Origin of the sequence: Paenibacillus sp. FSL H8-0332, from assembly GCF_037963835.1 — a bacterium.
GTDB classification, from domain to species: Bacteria; Bacillota; Bacilli; order Paenibacillales; family Paenibacillaceae; genus Paenibacillus_AQ; species Paenibacillus_AQ rhizoplanae.
Genome location: NZ_CP150145.1, coordinates 1,408,533 through 1,425,243, shown reverse-complemented (window position 1 = coordinate 1,425,243; position 16,711 = coordinate 1,408,533). Strand labels below are relative to the sequence as shown.

The window sequence follows — 16,711 nt, the reverse complement described above, 5'->3', positions numbered from 1 at the left end:
AGGCGATCCCTGAATTAACATATCTATTGACGATCCTTCCACCGTCACTTATCCCTTCGGCCGGACCACCAGCGCCGCCAGGAAGGAGAAGACAATCGCCGAGGAAATCCCGGCGCTGGTCACATCGAAGATCCCGGTGACGACGCCGACCCAGCCATCGCGCTCCAGCTCAGTCAGCGCGCCATGGACCAGGGAATTGCCGAAGCTGGTAATGGGCACGCTGGCCCCGGCTCCGGCGAATTTCACCAGCGGGTCGTAGATGCCAAAAGCGTCGGCAACCGCCCCCAGCACAACCAGCGTACTCATGGTATGGGCCGGAGTCAGCGCAAGCACATCGAACATCAGCTGGCCGATTACGCATATTGCTCCCCCGACCAGAAAAGCCCATAAATAAATCATGCTCTCTCACCTCCGCTCTCCAAGGCTACCGCATGGGCTACGCACGGAATACTCTCCCCTTGTTGATAAGACAACGGGGAGAGCAGCGCCCCGGTCGCCACGATCAGTACGCGCTTCAATTCCCCCTTCTTTAGTCGGCCCATAATATGCCCATAGGTTACTGTGGCTGAGCAGCCGCAGCCGCTTCCCCCGGCAATAACATACTTCTGCTTGTCCAGGTCAAAAATCATCAGCCCGCAGTCATTGAAGACCGTCTCCTCCATCGGTATGCCTTCCTTGGCCAGCAGCTCCTTGGCAATCGGCAAGCCGACCGAAGCCAGATCACCTGTAACTATCAGATCATAGTGGCCCGGTGACAGCCCTGTATCCCGGAAATGCGCCGTAATAGTGTCAGCAGCAGCCGGAGCCATGGCGGTTCCCATATTGAACGGATCTTTCAGACCCAGGTCCATGATACGCCCAAGAGTTGCGTACACCACATACGGTCCTTTCACCGTTCCGTCGTTCACACCTACCACCGCGCAGCCGGAGCCTGTAACGGTGTACTGGGCGGTGGGCGGCTTCTGCGAGCCGTACTCTGTCGGGTAGCGGAACTGCTTCTCGACTGTACAGTTGTGGCTGGATGTACCAGCCAGAGCATACTTTCCGCCGCCGGAATCCACAATCATGGAGGCGATGGCGAGGCTCTCCATCGAGGTGGAGCAGGCGCCGAACACTCCCAGATAGGGGACGCCAAGCTTGCGCGCGGCGAAGGAGCTGCTGATAATCTGATTCATCAGATCCCCGCCGACGAAGAACTCCAGCTTCTCCTGATCAAGATTCGCATTCATCAAGGCGAGCTTGGCGGCTTTTTCAAATAGGGCACGTTCTGCCTTCTCCCATGTCTTCTCGCCCATCTCAAGCGAATCATAAATGAAGTCGAAGCTTGAGGCCAGCGGCCCTTCCCCCTCTTCGGGTCCCACCACAGCGGAGGTCCCGAGGATCACCGGACGGTTTGTAAATTCCCAGGTCTGACTGCCGAGCTGCTTCATCGTTTAATGTGCACCTCCCCAGCCCATAACGGCATACACTACGCCAACGATAAAAGCGGCAACGACCCCGAACACAATAACCGATCCGGCCAGCTTGAACATGTTCCCGCCCACACCCAGCACCAGACCTTCAGCCCGGTGCTCCAGTGCGGCAGAGCACATGCTGTTGGCGAACCCTGTGACGGGCACCGCTGTGCCTGCACCGCACCACTGGGCGAGCTTATCATACACCCCGAAGCTGGTCAGCACGACGGAGAGCAGAATCAGAATCGCCACGGTCGGGCTTGCCGCCTCTCTTGAGGTCATATCGAATATCGCCATGAATGCTTCCTGGATGCCTTGTCCCAGCACACAGATTAAGCCCCCGGAGAGAAAGGCACGCATACAATTTTTGAATACAGGACGAGAAGGCACGAAAGGCTTGGCCAATTCCTGATAAGCCTTCGGGGTCAGACCGTCAAGGTTCAGCTTGACGCCTGACTTTTTTGTTTTTGCCGGCAATGCAGACACCCCCTGAACTGTTAGATACGAAAGGGACCGGGCAGCGGGTAAGCTGTAGTCCCGTCCCTTCGTGCTATGCGGAATTAAGTTTTCCTTATTGTTCACTTCAGGCGGCCTCGTTATGTCCCTCCTGCTCAGGAAAAATAAAACAGCACAACAATCAGCAGCAGAAACAGCACCAGGATCAGCACTGCCTCATTCTCCCGCCCGTACCGGCGGCGGTACCGCCTGGGCAAGCCCTGCCTGCGGGCCGGCACTTTCCGGAATCCGCTCCGGCTGCCTGCCTGGGCTACGCTCCCCGAGAGCCACATTCTCCTCGCTTCCTTTCCCCGGCTCCTGCCTGCAGAGCCCTTACCGTATAGTATTCGCACAGGGAGCCTCTGTGTTCATTTGCCCTTCCGGCATGGACAAGCGGCGTAAGAATGTTCATACTAGATGACATAAAGGAGCGATATATGTATGAATACAGACACACTTGAATTGTTCAAAACCTTAACAGAATTCCCCTCAGCCTCCGGCTTCGAGCGCGAACTGCGCGCTTATGTCAAAGAGGCTATGACGCCTTATACGGATGAATTCGTACAGGACCGCCTCGGCAGCCTGTTCGGCGTAATGCGCGGTGAAGCTAACGGACCCAAGATTATGGTGGCCGGCCATTTCGATGAGGTAGGCTTCATGGTGACCGGCATTACAGACAACGGTATGATCCGCTTCACACCGCTGGGCGGATGGCTGGCATCGGCCGTGGCCTCACAGCGTCTGCAGATCATTACGCCGAAGGGAACGCTGAACGGCGTGGTCGGCAGTACGCCCATTCACCTGCTGAGCGCGGATGAACGCGGCAAAGCCGGGGAAATCAGCAAGATGTATATCGATATCGGTGCGGACAGCCGTGAGGAGGCGCAGAGCTTCGGTGTGGCTCCGGGACAGCAGGTCGTGCCGGTATGCCCGTTCACGCCGCTGGCCAATCCGAAGAAGATTATGGCCAAGGCCTGGGACAACCGCTACGGCGTTGGACTGGCGATTGAATTAATGAAGGAACTGCACGGCCAAGCCTTGCCGAATACGCTCTACTGCGGGGCTACCGTTCAAGAAGAAGTCGGGCTGCGCGGTGCCCGGACGGCTGCCAATATGCTGGCACCGGATATTTTCTTCGGACTGGACGCCAGTGCCGCTGCCGATATGACCGGTGACCGCCAGGCCTTCGGCCATCTGGGCCAAGGCGCGCTGCTGCGTATTTTTGACCCGACGATGATTACTCACCGGGGGCTGATTGAATATGTGCAGGATACGGCCGACACCCATAAGATCAAATACCAGTATTTCGTCTCCCAGGGAGGAACGGATGCGGGTCAGGTGCATCTCAGCGGAATCGGCATTCCTTCAGCGGTGATCGGGATCTGCTCCCGTTACATCCACACGGCAACCTCGATCATCCACAGTGATGATTATGCAGCAGCCAAAGAGCTGCTGATTAAGCTCGTGCAAGGACTCGACCGCACGACACTGCAGACGATTCTGGAGAACAGCTAGAGAATCTCCCCACAAAGTGGGGCTTTAGCTCCGAAGCCTATTCAGGTACTTTGCGGGGACCCCGGAACATATAAAGTCTTTTCTTTCAAGCGAAAAACGGTATTGCCACTCTTTTAAGAGTCACAGACTAACGCAAACAGCCGCAGGGATAAGCTTATAGGCTTTCCCTGCGGCTGTACTTTTATGTTGTTAGCTCATTTGTTGTTAGCTCAGCTTCGCATACTGCTCCATCGCAGCCTGATGAATCGGGTGATCCGCAGCAAGACCCGTGTACTTCGTCAGCGCCGCTTCCGCGCCGAGTTCGGCGATTGCAGCTTGCAGCTCCACCGCTTCCGGGTCATCGCCCGCCTTGAACAGCAGCGCACCGGCCATGGAACGCGTCAGCGCCGTGTAGCTCAGCCCTCTGTCATACGCCTGCGTTGCCGGGGACACCAGACGGTCACTTGGCGACAGCTTGCGCAGCGGCGAACGGCCTACACGGGACACCTCATCGGTCAGTGCCGGATTGCGGAAGCGCTCCAGGATTTTATCGATATACTTACTATGCTCCGCTTCATCGAAGCCATGCTTCTGGATCAGCACCGCGCCCGTCTCCTCCAGCACCTCACGAACCTTCGCCGTTAACGCCTCATCCTCCATCGCCTGCTGAATGGTCTCGTAGCCCTGCAGGAAGCCAAGGTACGCAGCAGAGCAGTGGCCCGTGTTCACAGTGAAGAGCTTGCGTTCAATATACGGCTCCAGATTATCTACGTAATGCACCCCTTCAACCGGCGTATAGCCTGGGATCATCTGCGAGGCGTCCACCACCCATTCATAGAACGGCTCAACAACCACCTTCAGAATATCCTCATGCTGCTGGAGCGGAACGATCCGGTCCACTGCCGCGTTAGGAAAAGCAACCGAAGATTCAGCCTTCGCACGGGCAGCTTCATCCAGCTTCACGTACACCAGCTCCTTGAGCTGCGCACTGCCGCCAATCGCATTCTCGCAGGCGATCACATGCAGCGGTGCGGAGGATACGGCTACCCGTCTGCTAATGCCATCTGCCAGAACACCGGCAATATGCTTCAGAATCGACACGCCGACCGCTGTAGTAACCAGATCCGCCCCGGCAATCGCCGCAGCCACTTCATCCGCATGCGTGACACTGCTAAGAGCCGTTACATTCTTCACGATGACCGTTTCCTGACCGTCGCTGGCCAGCGTGACCGGATACTCACCGCGTTCCTTGAGCTGGGTAACAAAGGCCACATTCACATCCACAAAAGTAACTTCATAGCCCGCCTGTGACAGCAACAGCCCGATAAAGCCTCTGCCGATATTGCCCGCGCCGAAATGGACCGCCTTCATTACTCCAGTCCCCCTTCGAAGATCGCAATAACATCAGCAGCCGTAGGGGCGTTCATGACACGCTCAATGGCATCATCCTCGGTGAAAATCATCGCCACATTCGTCAGAACCTCCATATGCCCGTCGCCTGCGGCTGCAATGCCGATGACTACAAACGCCGGCTCATCGCCGCCGAAATCCACCCCGTCCGGGAAGCGGATGATAGACAAGCCTGTTGACTTAATAAAAGGCCGCGCTTCCTTGGTACCATGGGGAATAGCCAATCCGCCGCCCATATAAGTGGACACCACTTCCTCGCGCTCCAGCATCTTGGGAACATATTCTTCCGTCACATGCCCTGCATCAACCAGCAGCTGACCCGCCATCTGGATGGCTTCGTATTTATCGTTTGCGGCACCGTGCATAATCACTTTATTTTCTGACAGTATACTCATATGGTTTCTCCCGCTTTCAACATTTATTTTGGAAAAAATGAAGCAACTCCGAGGACAAATACGCCCGGATCTCTGTCTCTGAACGTTCTTCCAGCAATTGAACCAGCTCCGAGTTCAGCAGCAGTGCGCTGATCTCGCTGAGCACCTCCAGGCTCTCCTTGGACAGTCTGCGCGGAGCCAGCATGAGCAGAATGACTCTGACCTCTGTATCCCCTTCCAGAATTACGGGCTGATCGAGCCGGTACAGGGTCAGCGAGGACAGGTGAATATGGCTGCTTCTGGTATGGAACAGCGCCAATGCGGTATCCGGGATCACTTGGCTGGTCATCCGCTCCCGTTCGAGCAGACGCTCCAGCACAATACCGGCATCCCCGACCACGCCGTTTCCATTCAGTGTCTCCAGCATCTCCACTATCGTCGCTGACAGATCCATCCCCTTGTTGTCAATCGGGTGGAAGCGGAACCGCTCCAGCAAGCTGACGATCTCATCCAGAATGCCCTTGTAGCTCCTGAGCCGTTCAAGCGAGGCTACCTCCCGCGCCGCATGGCCTGGTTCACCTGAGCTCCCCTTCTCCCGTTCCCGCAGCGTAATGTTCTGGATATAGCTCAGCAGCTTTTCTATCTCTTCCGCTGTGAGCAGGGGGCTGATCTTGATGTAACGCTCCTTATCAATCGGCAGATCAATGGTAGAGATAATCAGATCGTAATCTTCATCCGGCAGGCGTGCCGCTTCATACCAGGAGATGTTGCCGAGAATCTCAATCTGCGGCATTTCTTTGGTCAGCCGGGTGGCGAGCAGACGGGAGGAGCTGAGGCCGCTGGCACAGACCAGAATGGCTCTTACGTTACGCCTCAGCTGGTTCAGCCGCTCGGCGGAAGCACCGAAATGCATAACCAGAAATCCGATTTCTTCATCGGGGATCTGGTGCTCCAGCTGCATATCCTCTACCGCTGCACGGACGATGTTGAACAGATATTCATAATCCCTGCGGATGGGGCCAAGCAGCGGATTGCGGATGCGGGTGCCTTCACGAATCCGCTTCAGCGCCGGATCAATATGCTCCAGCAGCCCCTCGCGCAGAGTGCGGTCACTCTGGAAGGGAAGCCCTGTCCGCTTGACCACACTCTCCGTCAGCTTGTAGACAATCTCCATTAATTCAATATCGCCATAGGCATAGCCTGAGGAGGAGAAGGAATCCTGGACCCGGTCGAATAATCCTGCAATATACAGTATCTCTACCCGGGGAATCTTCAGCTCAAGCACCTCTGCGAGCTGCTGTACAAATCGCTCGGCTCCGGCAATATTCCGGTGGTCGGACACCCTGGAATAGCCTGCTTCCGCTCCGCTGTCGATGCTCCGGCTAAGCTCAATCCGCCGGGTAGTGACAGCAAGGGCCAGAAGCATCTCCATATAGACAATTTCGGGCAGCTCCGAGGTCCATTTCCATTCCATATCCCACAGAGTATTCTCTACTTCCATGAGTTTAGCTTGCCCGACTGTAGTCAACAGCACGCGAAAAGCCGGATTACTCTCCGTCAGAGAGCCATGTCCGACCAGATCGGACAGATCCAGATGCTCTGCGGCTAACCGGCCAATCGCCCGGCGCTTGTCGAGCTCGCTGCCAGTGATTTCTACGCCGTAGCCTCTTCTGCGGACCAGCTCCAGCCCGAACTTGCGGACCCATTGCTCCAGTTCATCCAGATCGTAGCTGATGGAGGCAACTGTAACCTTGAGAGAATGCGCAAGTGTGAACAGCTTCACCGGCTCCTCTGCCTCCAGCAGAATGCAGAGCTCGAATACCTTGCGGTCTTCGCCGGAATAATCCGCCGGCTTCTCTTCCCGCAGGAACAGGCGCAGCTCCGCAAGACCGGCCTCCGGGCCGCTCAACTGGATGCCTTTGCCTGATTTTTTGATCAGATCAAGACCAAAGCTCTCAAGCGCGGACTCTATATCCTCCATCTCCCGGTGTACGGTTCTTACGCTTACCCCGGTAGCCTCGGCAATTTTCACAGCGGTAATCTCACCGTTGGCTTCGAGCAGAAGCCACAGGATCTGGCGCTGTCTGGCGGTAATTTTCGTCATTTCCGCTAACCCTCCGCCTTGCATCAAGTGGAAACGGCTTTGCCGTCCTTTTATAAGGACGGTATTCGTTTCAGCGAGAAATATAAGGATAAGTTATCGTGTGCAACATATAAATTCTTATATTTCAAGCAAAAACGGATATGCCGTCCTATAAGGAACGGCATCCGTTTCAGCGAGAACTATACTTAAATTTTACACTTGTGCCTCTTACTTCAAACGTTCTACGAGCTCATCATATTTCGGGCTCTTCAGGAAGTTGTCGATCGAGATATGCTCTGCCCTTGGATTGCTGGCAATCGCACGGTCGGTAAGGGTCTTCTGGGTGACCACGATATCCGCGTCCGCTGGAATTTCACTGACCGCAGAGTTCGTAACGGTGACATTCACCCCTGCATTTTGCAGCTTCTTTCTCAGGACCGAAGCGCCCATTGCACTGGAGCCCATCCCTGCATCACAAGCGAAGACGATTTTGTTCACATTGGCTTTGCTGCGGATATTGGAAGCTACAGTTGCAGTAGCAGCGGTCTGAGCTGCTGTACCGGCAGACTTCATGTCCTTCATTTTTGCTGCTGCTTCTTCCAGATCAATCTCTTCTTCATCGTTCTTCTTGGAGGATCTCAAGAGTACTGCCGCGATCAGGAAGGACACGATTGTAGCAACGACTACACCGGCAATCATCGGAAGATATCCGCCCTTAGGTGTCATTGCGAAGTAAGCAAGAATACTTCCTGGAGAAGGAGAAGCTGTAAGTCCTGCACCCAGCATCTGGAAGGTGAATGTCCCGGACATCCCGCCGCCGATGACAGCCAGAATCAGACGCGGATTCATCAGGATGTAAGGGAAGTAGATCTCATGAATACCGCCCAGGAAGTGAATGATGATGGCGCCTGGTGCGGAAGATTTCGCAGAGCCTTTACCCGCCAGCCAGTAAGCAAGCAGGATACCCAGACCGGGACCCGGATTCGATTCAAGCATGAACAGGATGGATTTGCCGATTCTTTGTGATTCTTCAAGCGCAATCGGGCCCAGTACACCGTGGTTGATCGCATTGTTCAGGAACAATACTTTGGCCGGCTCAATGATGATGTTGATGAGCGGCAGCAGGTTATGGTTAACCAGAAACTCAACGCCATTTGACAAAATATTGGTCAATCCCTGAACCAGAGGTCCAACCCCTTTAAGCGCTCCAAGGGTCAAAGCCCCGCCGATAATACCAAGGGAGAAGTTATTGACAAGCATTTCAAAACCGGCTCTGATTTTGCCATCCACCGCTTTGTCGAACTGCTTCAGAACCCAGGCGGCCAGCGGACCGACAATCATGGCACCGAGGAACATTGGAATGGTTGAGCCGACGATAACCCCCATGGTCACCAGAGCGCCGATGACAGCGCCGCGTTTGCCGTGAACCATCTGTCCGCCGGTGTAACCGATCAGCAGCGGAAGCAGGTAAGTAATGATTGGGCCTACCAGTGCTGCCAGGCTTTCATTAGGATACCAGCCGGTTGGAATGAATAATGCTGTAATTAATCCCCAGGCGATAAAAGCGCCGATATTCGGCATAACCATACCGCTGAGCATACGACCAAATTGTTGAACCTTCACCCTTGCACCGCCGGATGAAGTTTGCGTAGTTGCCGTTGTGGCCATTTAAGATGCCCCCTTATTATAATGAACGGGAACCTTCCGCACTGCATTCTGAAAGGTATTCCCCTTTGAACACATCGTAAATCAAAGCGCTTTCTTTGTCACCAAATTGAAAACACGGTTTCGGCATGAACGTTGTTGACAACATTTAAGAGCTCTTGCCAAGGGGCTTAAGTCCGGTATTCCCACTGCTCCTGGCGGACTATATTAATCTTCATAGAATGCACCATTTTTCATAAAATATCATGAGTTCCCTAAGCGTGCGCAGCAAAAAAGCCGTCTCCACTGGGGAGACAGCCTCGCAGCCTTACACTATATCAGGGTCACATCCATATCAAATCATGTCCAGCGGAACCTTCCACGACGGCTGGGGAAAAGCATCGTCGAGCTGCCACAGCTCGTCGTCTGTAAGTACAAGCTTGGCAGCAGCGGCATTCTCGTACACATGCTCGCGGGTAGCGGCCTTGGGAATAGCGATGATTTCCCCGTCACGGATGGTCCAGGCCAGCAGAACCTGCAGCGGAGTGACCTCATGATTCCGGGCAATCTGCTGCACGGCTTCATTCTCGGTCAGCCCTTTTCTCAGCGCCCCTGCCTGCGCCAGCGGAGAATAGGCCATGACAGGAATCTTATGTCCTCTCAGCCAAGGCAGCAGCTCATGCTCAATTCCTCTCGAGCCCAGATGATAGAGCACTTGATTCACTGCGCAGTGATTGCCGCCGGGGATACGCAGCAGCTCCTGCATATCTGCCGTATCCAGATTGGATACGCCCCAGCGGGCGATTTTGCCGGAAGCAACCAGCGCCTCCATCCCCTCCACAGTCTCTTCCAGAGGAATGTTGCCGCGCCAATGCAGCAGGTACAGGTCCAGATGGTCCGTGCCGAGACGCTTCAGACTGGCTTCGCAGCTGCTTATAAGCTTAGTCCCACCCGCATTATGCGGATACACCTTGGAGACCAGAAATACGCTGTCGCGGATACCCCGCAGCGCTTCACCAACTAACTCCTCGGAGCGGCCGTCTCCATACATCTCAGCTGTATCAATCAGATTCATACCCAGCTCCACGCCCTGGCGAAGTACAGCAATCTCTTCTGCCCGCTTCCCCGGCTGGTCACCAATCCGCCACGTTCCCTGCCCCAATCTCGGCAATATTGCTCCGTCCGGCAGACGGATGGGTTCAGTTACAGGTTTGCTCATATGTGATAAGTCTCCTTATAAGAATAATGTTCTCACTTACTATACTTACCATATTAACGCCTGTGAAACATCCGATAAGTGTCCAACTGTGTAAAGTTTCAGCAGCATCAGCCGATTAGCTTAAGGCCTGCTACAGCTCCCAGAATCACTACAATGCAGGCAATCCGCTTCACATCCCGTGCTTCGCCGTAGAACAACATGCCCATAATCGCTGCCCCGGACGCTCCAATCCCTGTCCAGATCGCATAAGCAATCCCCATCGGCAGACTCTCCATCGCCAGAGACAGCAGCAGGAAGCTTGCCCCGAAGCCTAGAATCAAAAGACAGAATGACTGCCAGTTGCGGTTCTTGTACAGCTTGCCAATCATGGCGACCCCGAACATTTCACATATTCCGGCGGCAATCAGCATCACCCATGCCATCTCAGTTCAACCCCTTTGTCTGTTCAGATTCAGCCTGAGCCGGAGTAACGAGTTTCAAGCCGACGACTCCTGCCAGCAGCAGGCCAATCAACAGCAGCTTCAACGGCCGCAGCGGTTCACCGAATAGAACTCCGCCCGCAAGCACGGTACCCGCTGTTCCAAGTCCGACAAATACAGCATAGACCGTCCCCACAGGCAGCCTGCCGCTGGCCCAGATGAGGGCGTAGAAGCTGATCAGGATAGCCGCTACCGTAACCGCCCATTCCCATGGAGCGGAGGCATGCTTCAGCCCGATGACCCATACCACTTCAAAGCAAGCAGCGCCTGCAATCATGATCCAGCTCTTAGTGCTCTTCTTCATTTCTCCTGCCTCCTGTTTCATAAAATAAGCCCGGAAGGTTATCGTCATTATTGACGATACCTCCCGGGCTTTTGTCCCTCCGTGTATACACGGATTGGCTTCATCCGTGTGTTCTCCCTCGGACCAGGCCAGCGGTGTGTACCTGCTGCGGAACCCTAGAGAACTATTAACTGCTTATGAACTTACATCGTATGTTAGCAAATTACACTGCCAAAAGCAACCCCTACACTCTTACGCCTGTCCGGCCAGCCTGTTCAGCTCCTGCAGATCCGCTTCCAGATCCGCCTCGGTGTACTTGCCCTGGCCGAAGCCGATCATGGCGCGCAGCGGCATGAACTTCATCATGGCCAGCAGCATCTCCGGATTGTCGCCGAGTGCATCCTCCAGCCCGAACACACTGCTGAAGCTCTTCGCCTTCTCCTCCGTCAGCGGATTGGCAAGCAGGTCACCGACGGTAGTGTTACGGTGGAACCAGCCAGGCAGCTTCACGGTGGATTCTACCTCAAGCTCCGTGCTCAGTCGGATATCGCGTGAGGAAGATCCGACAGAGATTTTGAACATCCCGCTCTCTGCATGCCAGTCAGCCAGCTTCACATTGTAGTAGGCAAAGGAACGCTTATCCAAGGTGAAGGTTACGATGCGTTCTTCCCCCGGCTGCAGCTCAATCTTGCCGAAGCCCTTCAGCTCCTGCAGCGGACGGATCACGCTGCTCTCCACATCGCTGACATAGAGCTGCACGACTTCCTTGCCCGCTCTACTGCCGGTATTCTTGACAGTGACCGATACCTGAACGGTATCTGTGTCCTGAATGCGGGTCTGATCCAGCAGCAGACGGCTGTATTCGAACTGTGTGTAGCTGAGGCCGAAGCCGAAGGGGAACAGCGGCTCTATTTCTTTTTTGTCATAATAACGGTAGCCTACGAACAAGCCTTCCTTGTACTCCACCGTATCGCCTTCGCCGGGGAAGTTCAGGAATGACGGATTGTCGCTCAGCTTCATAGGGAAGGTCTCCGCCAGCTTGCCGCTCGGGCTCACTTCGCCGAAGAGCAGGTCCGCAACCGCACCGCCAAAAGCCTGACCGCCCAGGTAGCCTTCAAGCACCGCCTTCGTCTGATGCAGCCAAGGCATCTCGACCGGCGCGCCGTTGCTCAGCACTACAATAATTTCGCTCTGAACCTCGGCCACCGCTTCGATCAGCGCCTTATGGCTCGCAGGCAGCAGCAGATGGCTACGGTCATAGCCCTCCGATTCGTAGCGGTCAGGCAGACCAAGGAACAGCACAGCTGCATCCGCCTTAGCTGCTGTATCACAGGCTTCTCGCAGCAGATCAGCATTGATGTCATCGCTCTCCAGCTCATAGCCCTGTGCGTACAGGAAGCTGGCCGCATCCCCGGCAACGGCCTGCAATTCAACGAAGGCATCATCCATCCGGGATGGATTCACATGCGAGCTGCCCCCGCCCTGATAGCGCGGCTGCTTGGCGAATTCGCCGATCACGGCAATCCGCCCGCTCTTAGCGAGAGGCAGAATTCCGCCTTCGTTCTTCAGCAGCACCATACTCTCCCGGGCCACTTCGCGTGCAAGCTGATGATGCTTCTCCGGGTCGAAGACCGCTTGCGGGTTGCGGGTTTCTACACTTTTGAAGATAAAGGCCAGTATCCGCTCTACAGCGAGATCCAGCGTCTCCATAGCCAATTCGCCGCTATTCACAGCCGCTACAATCTTAGCGTCCCCAATTCCAGCGCTTGACGGCATTTCCAGCTCCAGCCCTGCTGCCAGTGCTTTTACCCGCTCATTGACAGCTCCCCAGTCGGACACGACGAAGCCTTCGAAGCCCCAGTCCTTACGCAGCACCTTAGTCAGCAGCTCATAGCTCTCGGAAGCATACTCTCCGTTCACCTGATTATAAGAGCACATCACACTCCACGGCTGGCTCTGCTTCACAGTGCCTTCGAAGCTGGCTAGATAAATCTCGCGGAGCGTCCGCTCATCAATAACCGCATCCACTGACATGCGGCGGTGTTCCTGATTATTGGCGGCATAATGCTTCAGCGACGTCCCCACTCCCTGGCTCTGCACACCCTTCACATGATTCGCAGCCATCTCTGAGGCCAGGAACGGGTCCTCCGAGAAATATTCAAAGTTCCGCCCATTCAGCGGAGATCGCTTGATATTATTGCCTGGTCCGAGCAGAACGGCGACATTCTCCACCTGGCATTCCGTTCCCAACGCCTCGCCCACCCGGAAGATCAGATCACGATCCCACGAGGAGGCCAGTCCGGCCGCTGACGGAAAACAGGTTGCCGGTACGCTGTTATTCAATCCAAGATGGTCTGCGTCACCCTGCTGCTTGCGGAGACCGTGGGGACCGTCTGTTACCATCACTGAGGGGATACCCAGACGTTCAATGCCTTTGGTATTCCAAAAATCCAGCCCGGAGCAGAGTCCGGCCTTCTCTTCCAGTGTCATTTGTGAAATGAGGTTTTGAAGCTCTGTTACGTCCTTTGCCATTATATAGCCTCCTATGAATACGGTTTCTTAGTTTCATTCTATACGACCCGAACGGTCAATTATGGTACTTTCATTCGATCTTTGGTATTCTAAGCAGACAAGAAGAGGGGTGACCCATGACGAAGGGAATCGGGAATGACGAAGGTATACAGTACATCTGCAAGCTGATCTACGAAGCTTACCGGGTCCCGGTCTTGTGGCTGGATGAAGCGGCTGCGCCCCGTCTAGCCCTGGCACCGGCTGCACTTAACCGCCCTTCCGTTCAGGGAACGGGCGGCCTGCCGGTTGAGGTGATGGAGCTTGTCCGGGGACGCAGCGGGGCGGCGGGCGGCGGAGCGAGGGTGAACGGGGCGGATACTTCGGCGGGAGACACACTGGATGTGCCGTATCTGCATATGACCAGCTTCCTGGAGAATTTCATTATTCTCCAGGAAGCTGATGCAGACGGAGCCAGTGGAGCCATCGTCATCGGCCCGGCGCTGAACGCACCTGTTACCGGTGATAACGCAACCAGCCTGCTGCGTGACCACAACATCCCGCCCGGTCAGCAGGCAAGCTGGCTGGAGTATTACGGCAGCTTGCCTGTGATCAGCCGGAAGCGCTGGTATCATGCGGCGCTGCTGCTCTACACCCTTGTCACCGGGCAGGCGTTGTCGGTAACGGAGCTGCTGCTGGCGGCGGGTACGCTGGCGGAACCTTTACCGCGCGCGGACGATAGCCCGGATCTGGACTTATCCTACCGCCGCGAGCATACGTGGCTGCACCACGACCCGATGCAGGAACGCGAAATGTTCCGCTATATTACCAATGGGGACAAGGCAGGGCTGCTGCGGACCCATGCTTCTTTTGCTGAAGAGAGCTACGGAAGGTTGTCCCGTAAAAGCCAGCTGCGCAGCAAAAAAAATCTGGCCGTCTCCTCCATCACGCTGGCCACCCGCGCGGCAATTGAAGGCGGACTGTTCTGGGAGGCTGCCTATACCCTGAGTGACTTCCATATCCAGCATATTGAGGAGCTTCGCGATATTCCGGCGGTGGACAGCGCCATGCTGGCCGCGCTCTGCGACTTCGCCGATCAGGTAGAGGGCAGCCGTAGCGCAAGACATTCCCGCATCTCCGACCGGTGCCGGAATTTTATTTACAATCATCTGTATGAGGAGCTTCCACTCGGCAGGCTGGCTGAATACGCCGGAATGAGTGCCAGTTACCTGTCCCAGCTGTTCAAAAAAGAAACCGGCACCGCCATCAGCGACTACATCCAGCAGCAGCGGGTCGAAGAAGCCAAGCGTCTGATCCAGCTGCCCGGTGTCACACTATCAGATATCGCTACCCGTCTGCATTTTAACGACCAGAGCTATTTTACCAAGGTATTCAAGAAGTATACCGGCCTCACCCCGAAACAATTCAAGCAGCATTCCAAGTAGTTCCCAGAATTATGGTATGATTCTGCTATGAGGGCAATCCTACATTTGGTTAAAGGAGAGGTTCTGCATGATGGGAAGCTTACTATTCGCAGGAGCAGTTATCTTCGTTGCGGTGAAGTTGATTAATCGCAGTAATCGTAATGCGCGGTATAAAAATTACAGCAATAGAACCCGCTCTCACTCGGGAGATCATTATTTCATCACAGGTACCGGAGCCGATGCGGGCAGCTACAACGAAAACAGCCCGCACAAAATCCATCCGGGCACGGACGGGCACAGCGGCGCCAGCCATCATCAGGGTCATCACCACGGGAATCATTCACATGATCATCATCACGGCAGCCACGGAGGCTGGGACAGCGGAGGTCACAGCAGCCATGGAGGCGGCGATTTCGGAGGCGGTGGGGATTCTGGAGGCGGCGATTCCGGCGGTGGCGGCGGCGATTGATACAATTGACACTAGAGCCCCCAGGCTGCTGTAGTTCAGCAGCCTGGGGGCTCATCTCATGTAGTGATAATTTGTACCTCATTCGCTCGTCCCGCCGGTGCATCCCGGGTTAGGCTGTTACTGGGACGGGCTGATGAACTCCTGCTGTTCGGCACGGACTCTCCGGGCCGGGGAGAGTACAGACTGAAGGCTAAGGGCCAGCAGAAACGCCATGAAGAACAGCATAGTGGAGATGCCGAAGATCAGTCTGGCGCCACTGTACACATACAACCATCCGAAGAATAGATAAGACAGCATATTGGTCGCCAGCGGACCGCCTTCAAACACGGAACCGACGCGTCCGAGCAGGTTCTCAGGAACATAGGTCATTAACAGAGTCGACAGCGTAATGCTCAGCAGGGATATGCCAATCCCGATAATGACACGGCTGAGCAGCATGGACCAAGAGCCGAAGGAGAGCGTGAGCAGCAACAGCCCCAGAGTCATGACCGCTGCTCCCCAAATGTTGATTCGCACATAATTTTTGAATTTCGCCCCAAGCAGGTTCAGACCGAGCGCCCCCGCGAACATACCGATGCCCCCGGCGGTGCTTGCCCAGGCTAAGTAATTCTGGTCTAAATGCAGCTCTTTCACCACGAAATATATATTTAACAGATTAATCGCCCCTGTGCACGCCCCCATTACCGCCAACATGATAAATAAGCGTTTGGTGAGCGCAGAAGCGAAGATATACCGGAAGCCTTCCAGGACATCCACCCAAAAGGAGGTTGCCGGACCGGAATCGGAGGGTGCTGCCAGGGGGGCCGGGCTCACCTTAAGACTCAGAATGAACAGGCTGCCTGCGATGAAACAAAAGCCGTCCATAATTAAAGAAGTTGACGCCCCCCACCACTCATAGACAAAGGCTCCGATTGCAGGCCCGGCAAGACTGATCAGCGTATCTACCGTCTTTACAGAGGAACTGGCGGTACCGTAATCCTCGTTGTCCACGGCTGTGACCGTTAATTTACTGATGGCAGGCTGAAAAAATTGCTGAACCGTACACGTGAAGGCCAGCATGACCAGCAAAAGCGGCACCTGCTCTATCCAGATCAATCCGGCCAGTACAAAAGACATCGCAGCCCGGATCACCAGTGTCGCCTGCAGCACCTTCTTTGGTTTCCTGCGGTCAACCCATGTTCCGGCAAGAGGAGCCATGATAAAGACCGGGAGCATCTGGGCAAACAAAAGAGCTGTCCGGTAAAAGACAGCTTGATCCGCTTCCGCAAATACCCAGAACAGGATGGCCCAGTTCCTGATCTCATCTCCTACAGAGGATAAGGTCTGCGTGCACCATAACCGGCGGAACACTCCGTTCTTCAGCATACTCCACAAG

Annotated in this window: 16 protein-coding genes and 1 riboswitch; of the genes, 3 read left to right on the top strand and 13 right to left on the bottom strand. The window is 55.1% G+C overall.

All coding sequences use genetic code 11. The features are described from left to right. Positions 1–48 precede the first annotated feature (48 nt). The 4 genes from spoVAE to NST43_RS06220 all read right to left on the bottom strand — a co-directional run bounded on the left by spoVAE (position 49) and on the right by NST43_RS06220 (position 2,242). Positions 49–399 carry a stage V sporulation protein AE gene (gene spoVAE / locus NST43_RS06235; protein WP_209993810.1) on the bottom strand — a complete coding sequence of 117 codons (351 nt, stop codon included), beginning with the start codon at positions 397–399 and terminating at the stop codon, positions 49–51. Continuing rightward, positions 396–1,430 (bottom strand): stage V sporulation protein AD, encoded by a 1,035-nt coding sequence (gene spoVAD / locus NST43_RS06230; protein ID WP_339223164.1) that lies wholly within the window; start codon positions 1,428–1,430, stop codon positions 396–398. Before spoVAD ends, spoVAE begins: the two co-directional genes overlap by 4 nt. Positions 1,431–1,433: 3 nt before the next feature. After that, positions 1,434–1,931 carry a stage V sporulation protein AC gene (spoVAC, locus tag NST43_RS06225; protein ID WP_339223162.1) on the bottom strand — a complete coding sequence of 166 codons (498 nt, stop codon included), beginning with the start codon at positions 1,929–1,931 and terminating at the stop codon, positions 1,434–1,436. A 134-nt stretch (positions 1,932–2,065) separates the two neighbouring features. Then, positions 2,066–2,242: a hypothetical protein gene (locus NST43_RS06220; protein ID WP_155991454.1), complete on the bottom strand. Its 177-nt coding sequence runs from the start codon at positions 2,240–2,242 to the stop codon at positions 2,066–2,068. A gap of 148 nt (positions 2,243–2,390) precedes the next feature. On the opposite strand from NST43_RS06220, the gene NST43_RS06215 reads away from it, so the two are divergent. Then, positions 2,391–3,464, top strand: a complete 1,074-nt coding sequence (locus NST43_RS06215; protein ID WP_209993814.1) for a M42 family metallopeptidase — start codon at positions 2,391–2,393, stop codon at positions 3,462–3,464. A 204-nt stretch (positions 3,465–3,668) separates the two neighbouring features. On the opposite strand, the gene NST43_RS06210 is transcribed toward NST43_RS06215, so the two are convergent. From NST43_RS06210 to NST43_RS06175, 8 genes are all read right to left on the bottom strand, one after another. Then, the gene (locus NST43_RS06210; protein WP_339223159.1) at positions 3,669–4,814 is read right to left on the bottom strand and encodes a mannitol-1-phosphate 5-dehydrogenase; all 1,146 of its coding nucleotides are present in this window, start codon (positions 4,812–4,814) and stop codon (positions 3,669–3,671) included. Continuing rightward, on the bottom strand, positions 4,814–5,248 hold the full coding sequence (locus NST43_RS06205; protein WP_339223157.1) for a PTS sugar transporter subunit IIA: 435 nt from the start codon (positions 5,246–5,248) through the stop codon (positions 4,814–4,816). The genes NST43_RS06210 and NST43_RS06205 overlap by 1 nt, the downstream gene beginning before the upstream one ends. Positions 5,249–5,264: 16 nt before the next feature. After that, positions 5,265–7,331, bottom strand: a complete 2,067-nt coding sequence (locus tag NST43_RS06200) for a BglG family transcription antiterminator (RefSeq protein ID WP_339223155.1) — start codon at positions 7,329–7,331, stop codon at positions 5,265–5,267. A gap of 207 nt (positions 7,332–7,538) precedes the next feature. Continuing rightward, complete coding sequence (locus NST43_RS06195; RefSeq protein ID WP_339223153.1) at positions 7,539–8,978, bottom strand: PTS mannitol transporter subunit IICB; 1,440 nt, start codon at positions 8,976–8,978, stop codon at positions 7,539–7,541. Positions 8,979–9,309: 331 nt separating this feature from the next. After that, positions 9,310–10,173, bottom strand: a complete 864-nt coding sequence (locus NST43_RS06190) for an aldo/keto reductase (RefSeq protein ID WP_339223151.1) — start codon at positions 10,171–10,173, stop codon at positions 9,310–9,312. A 107-nt stretch (positions 10,174–10,280) separates the two neighbouring features. Continuing rightward, the gene (locus NST43_RS06185; protein ID WP_209993820.1) at positions 10,281–10,595 is read right to left on the bottom strand and encodes a multidrug efflux SMR transporter; all 315 of its coding nucleotides are present in this window, start codon (positions 10,593–10,595) and stop codon (positions 10,281–10,283) included. Between the two features lies 1 nt (position 10,596). After that, positions 10,597–10,956, bottom strand: coding sequence for a multidrug efflux SMR transporter (locus NST43_RS06180; protein ID WP_209993821.1), 360 nt, complete (start codon positions 10,954–10,956; stop codon positions 10,597–10,599). A gap of 58 nt (positions 10,957–11,014) precedes the next feature. Then, positions 11,015–11,126: riboswitch (guanidine-I (ykkC/yxkD leader) on the bottom strand. 61 nt (positions 11,127–11,187) lie between these two features. After that, on the bottom strand, positions 11,188–13,467 hold the full coding sequence (locus tag NST43_RS06175) for a glycoside hydrolase family 3 C-terminal domain-containing protein (RefSeq protein ID WP_339223149.1): 2,280 nt from the start codon (positions 13,465–13,467) through the stop codon (positions 11,188–11,190). Positions 13,468–13,583: 116 nt separating this feature from the next. On the opposite strand from NST43_RS06175, the gene NST43_RS06170 reads away from it, so the two are divergent. After that, the gene (locus NST43_RS06170; RefSeq protein ID WP_339223148.1) at positions 13,584–14,888 is read left to right on the top strand and encodes a helix-turn-helix domain-containing protein; all 1,305 of its coding nucleotides are present in this window, start codon (positions 13,584–13,586) and stop codon (positions 14,886–14,888) included. A gap of 140 nt (positions 14,889–15,028) precedes the next feature. Then, complete coding sequence (locus NST43_RS06165; protein WP_209993824.1) at positions 15,029–15,370, top strand: hypothetical protein; 342 nt, start codon at positions 15,029–15,031, stop codon at positions 15,368–15,370. Between the two features lie 83 nt (positions 15,371–15,453). Here the strand turns inward: NST43_RS06165 and NST43_RS06160 are convergent, their stop codons facing one another. Then, on the bottom strand, positions 15,454–16,701 hold the full coding sequence (locus NST43_RS06160; RefSeq protein ID WP_339225350.1) for an MFS transporter: 1,248 nt from the start codon (positions 16,699–16,701) through the stop codon (positions 15,454–15,456). Positions 16,702–16,711: the final 10 nt, after the last annotated feature.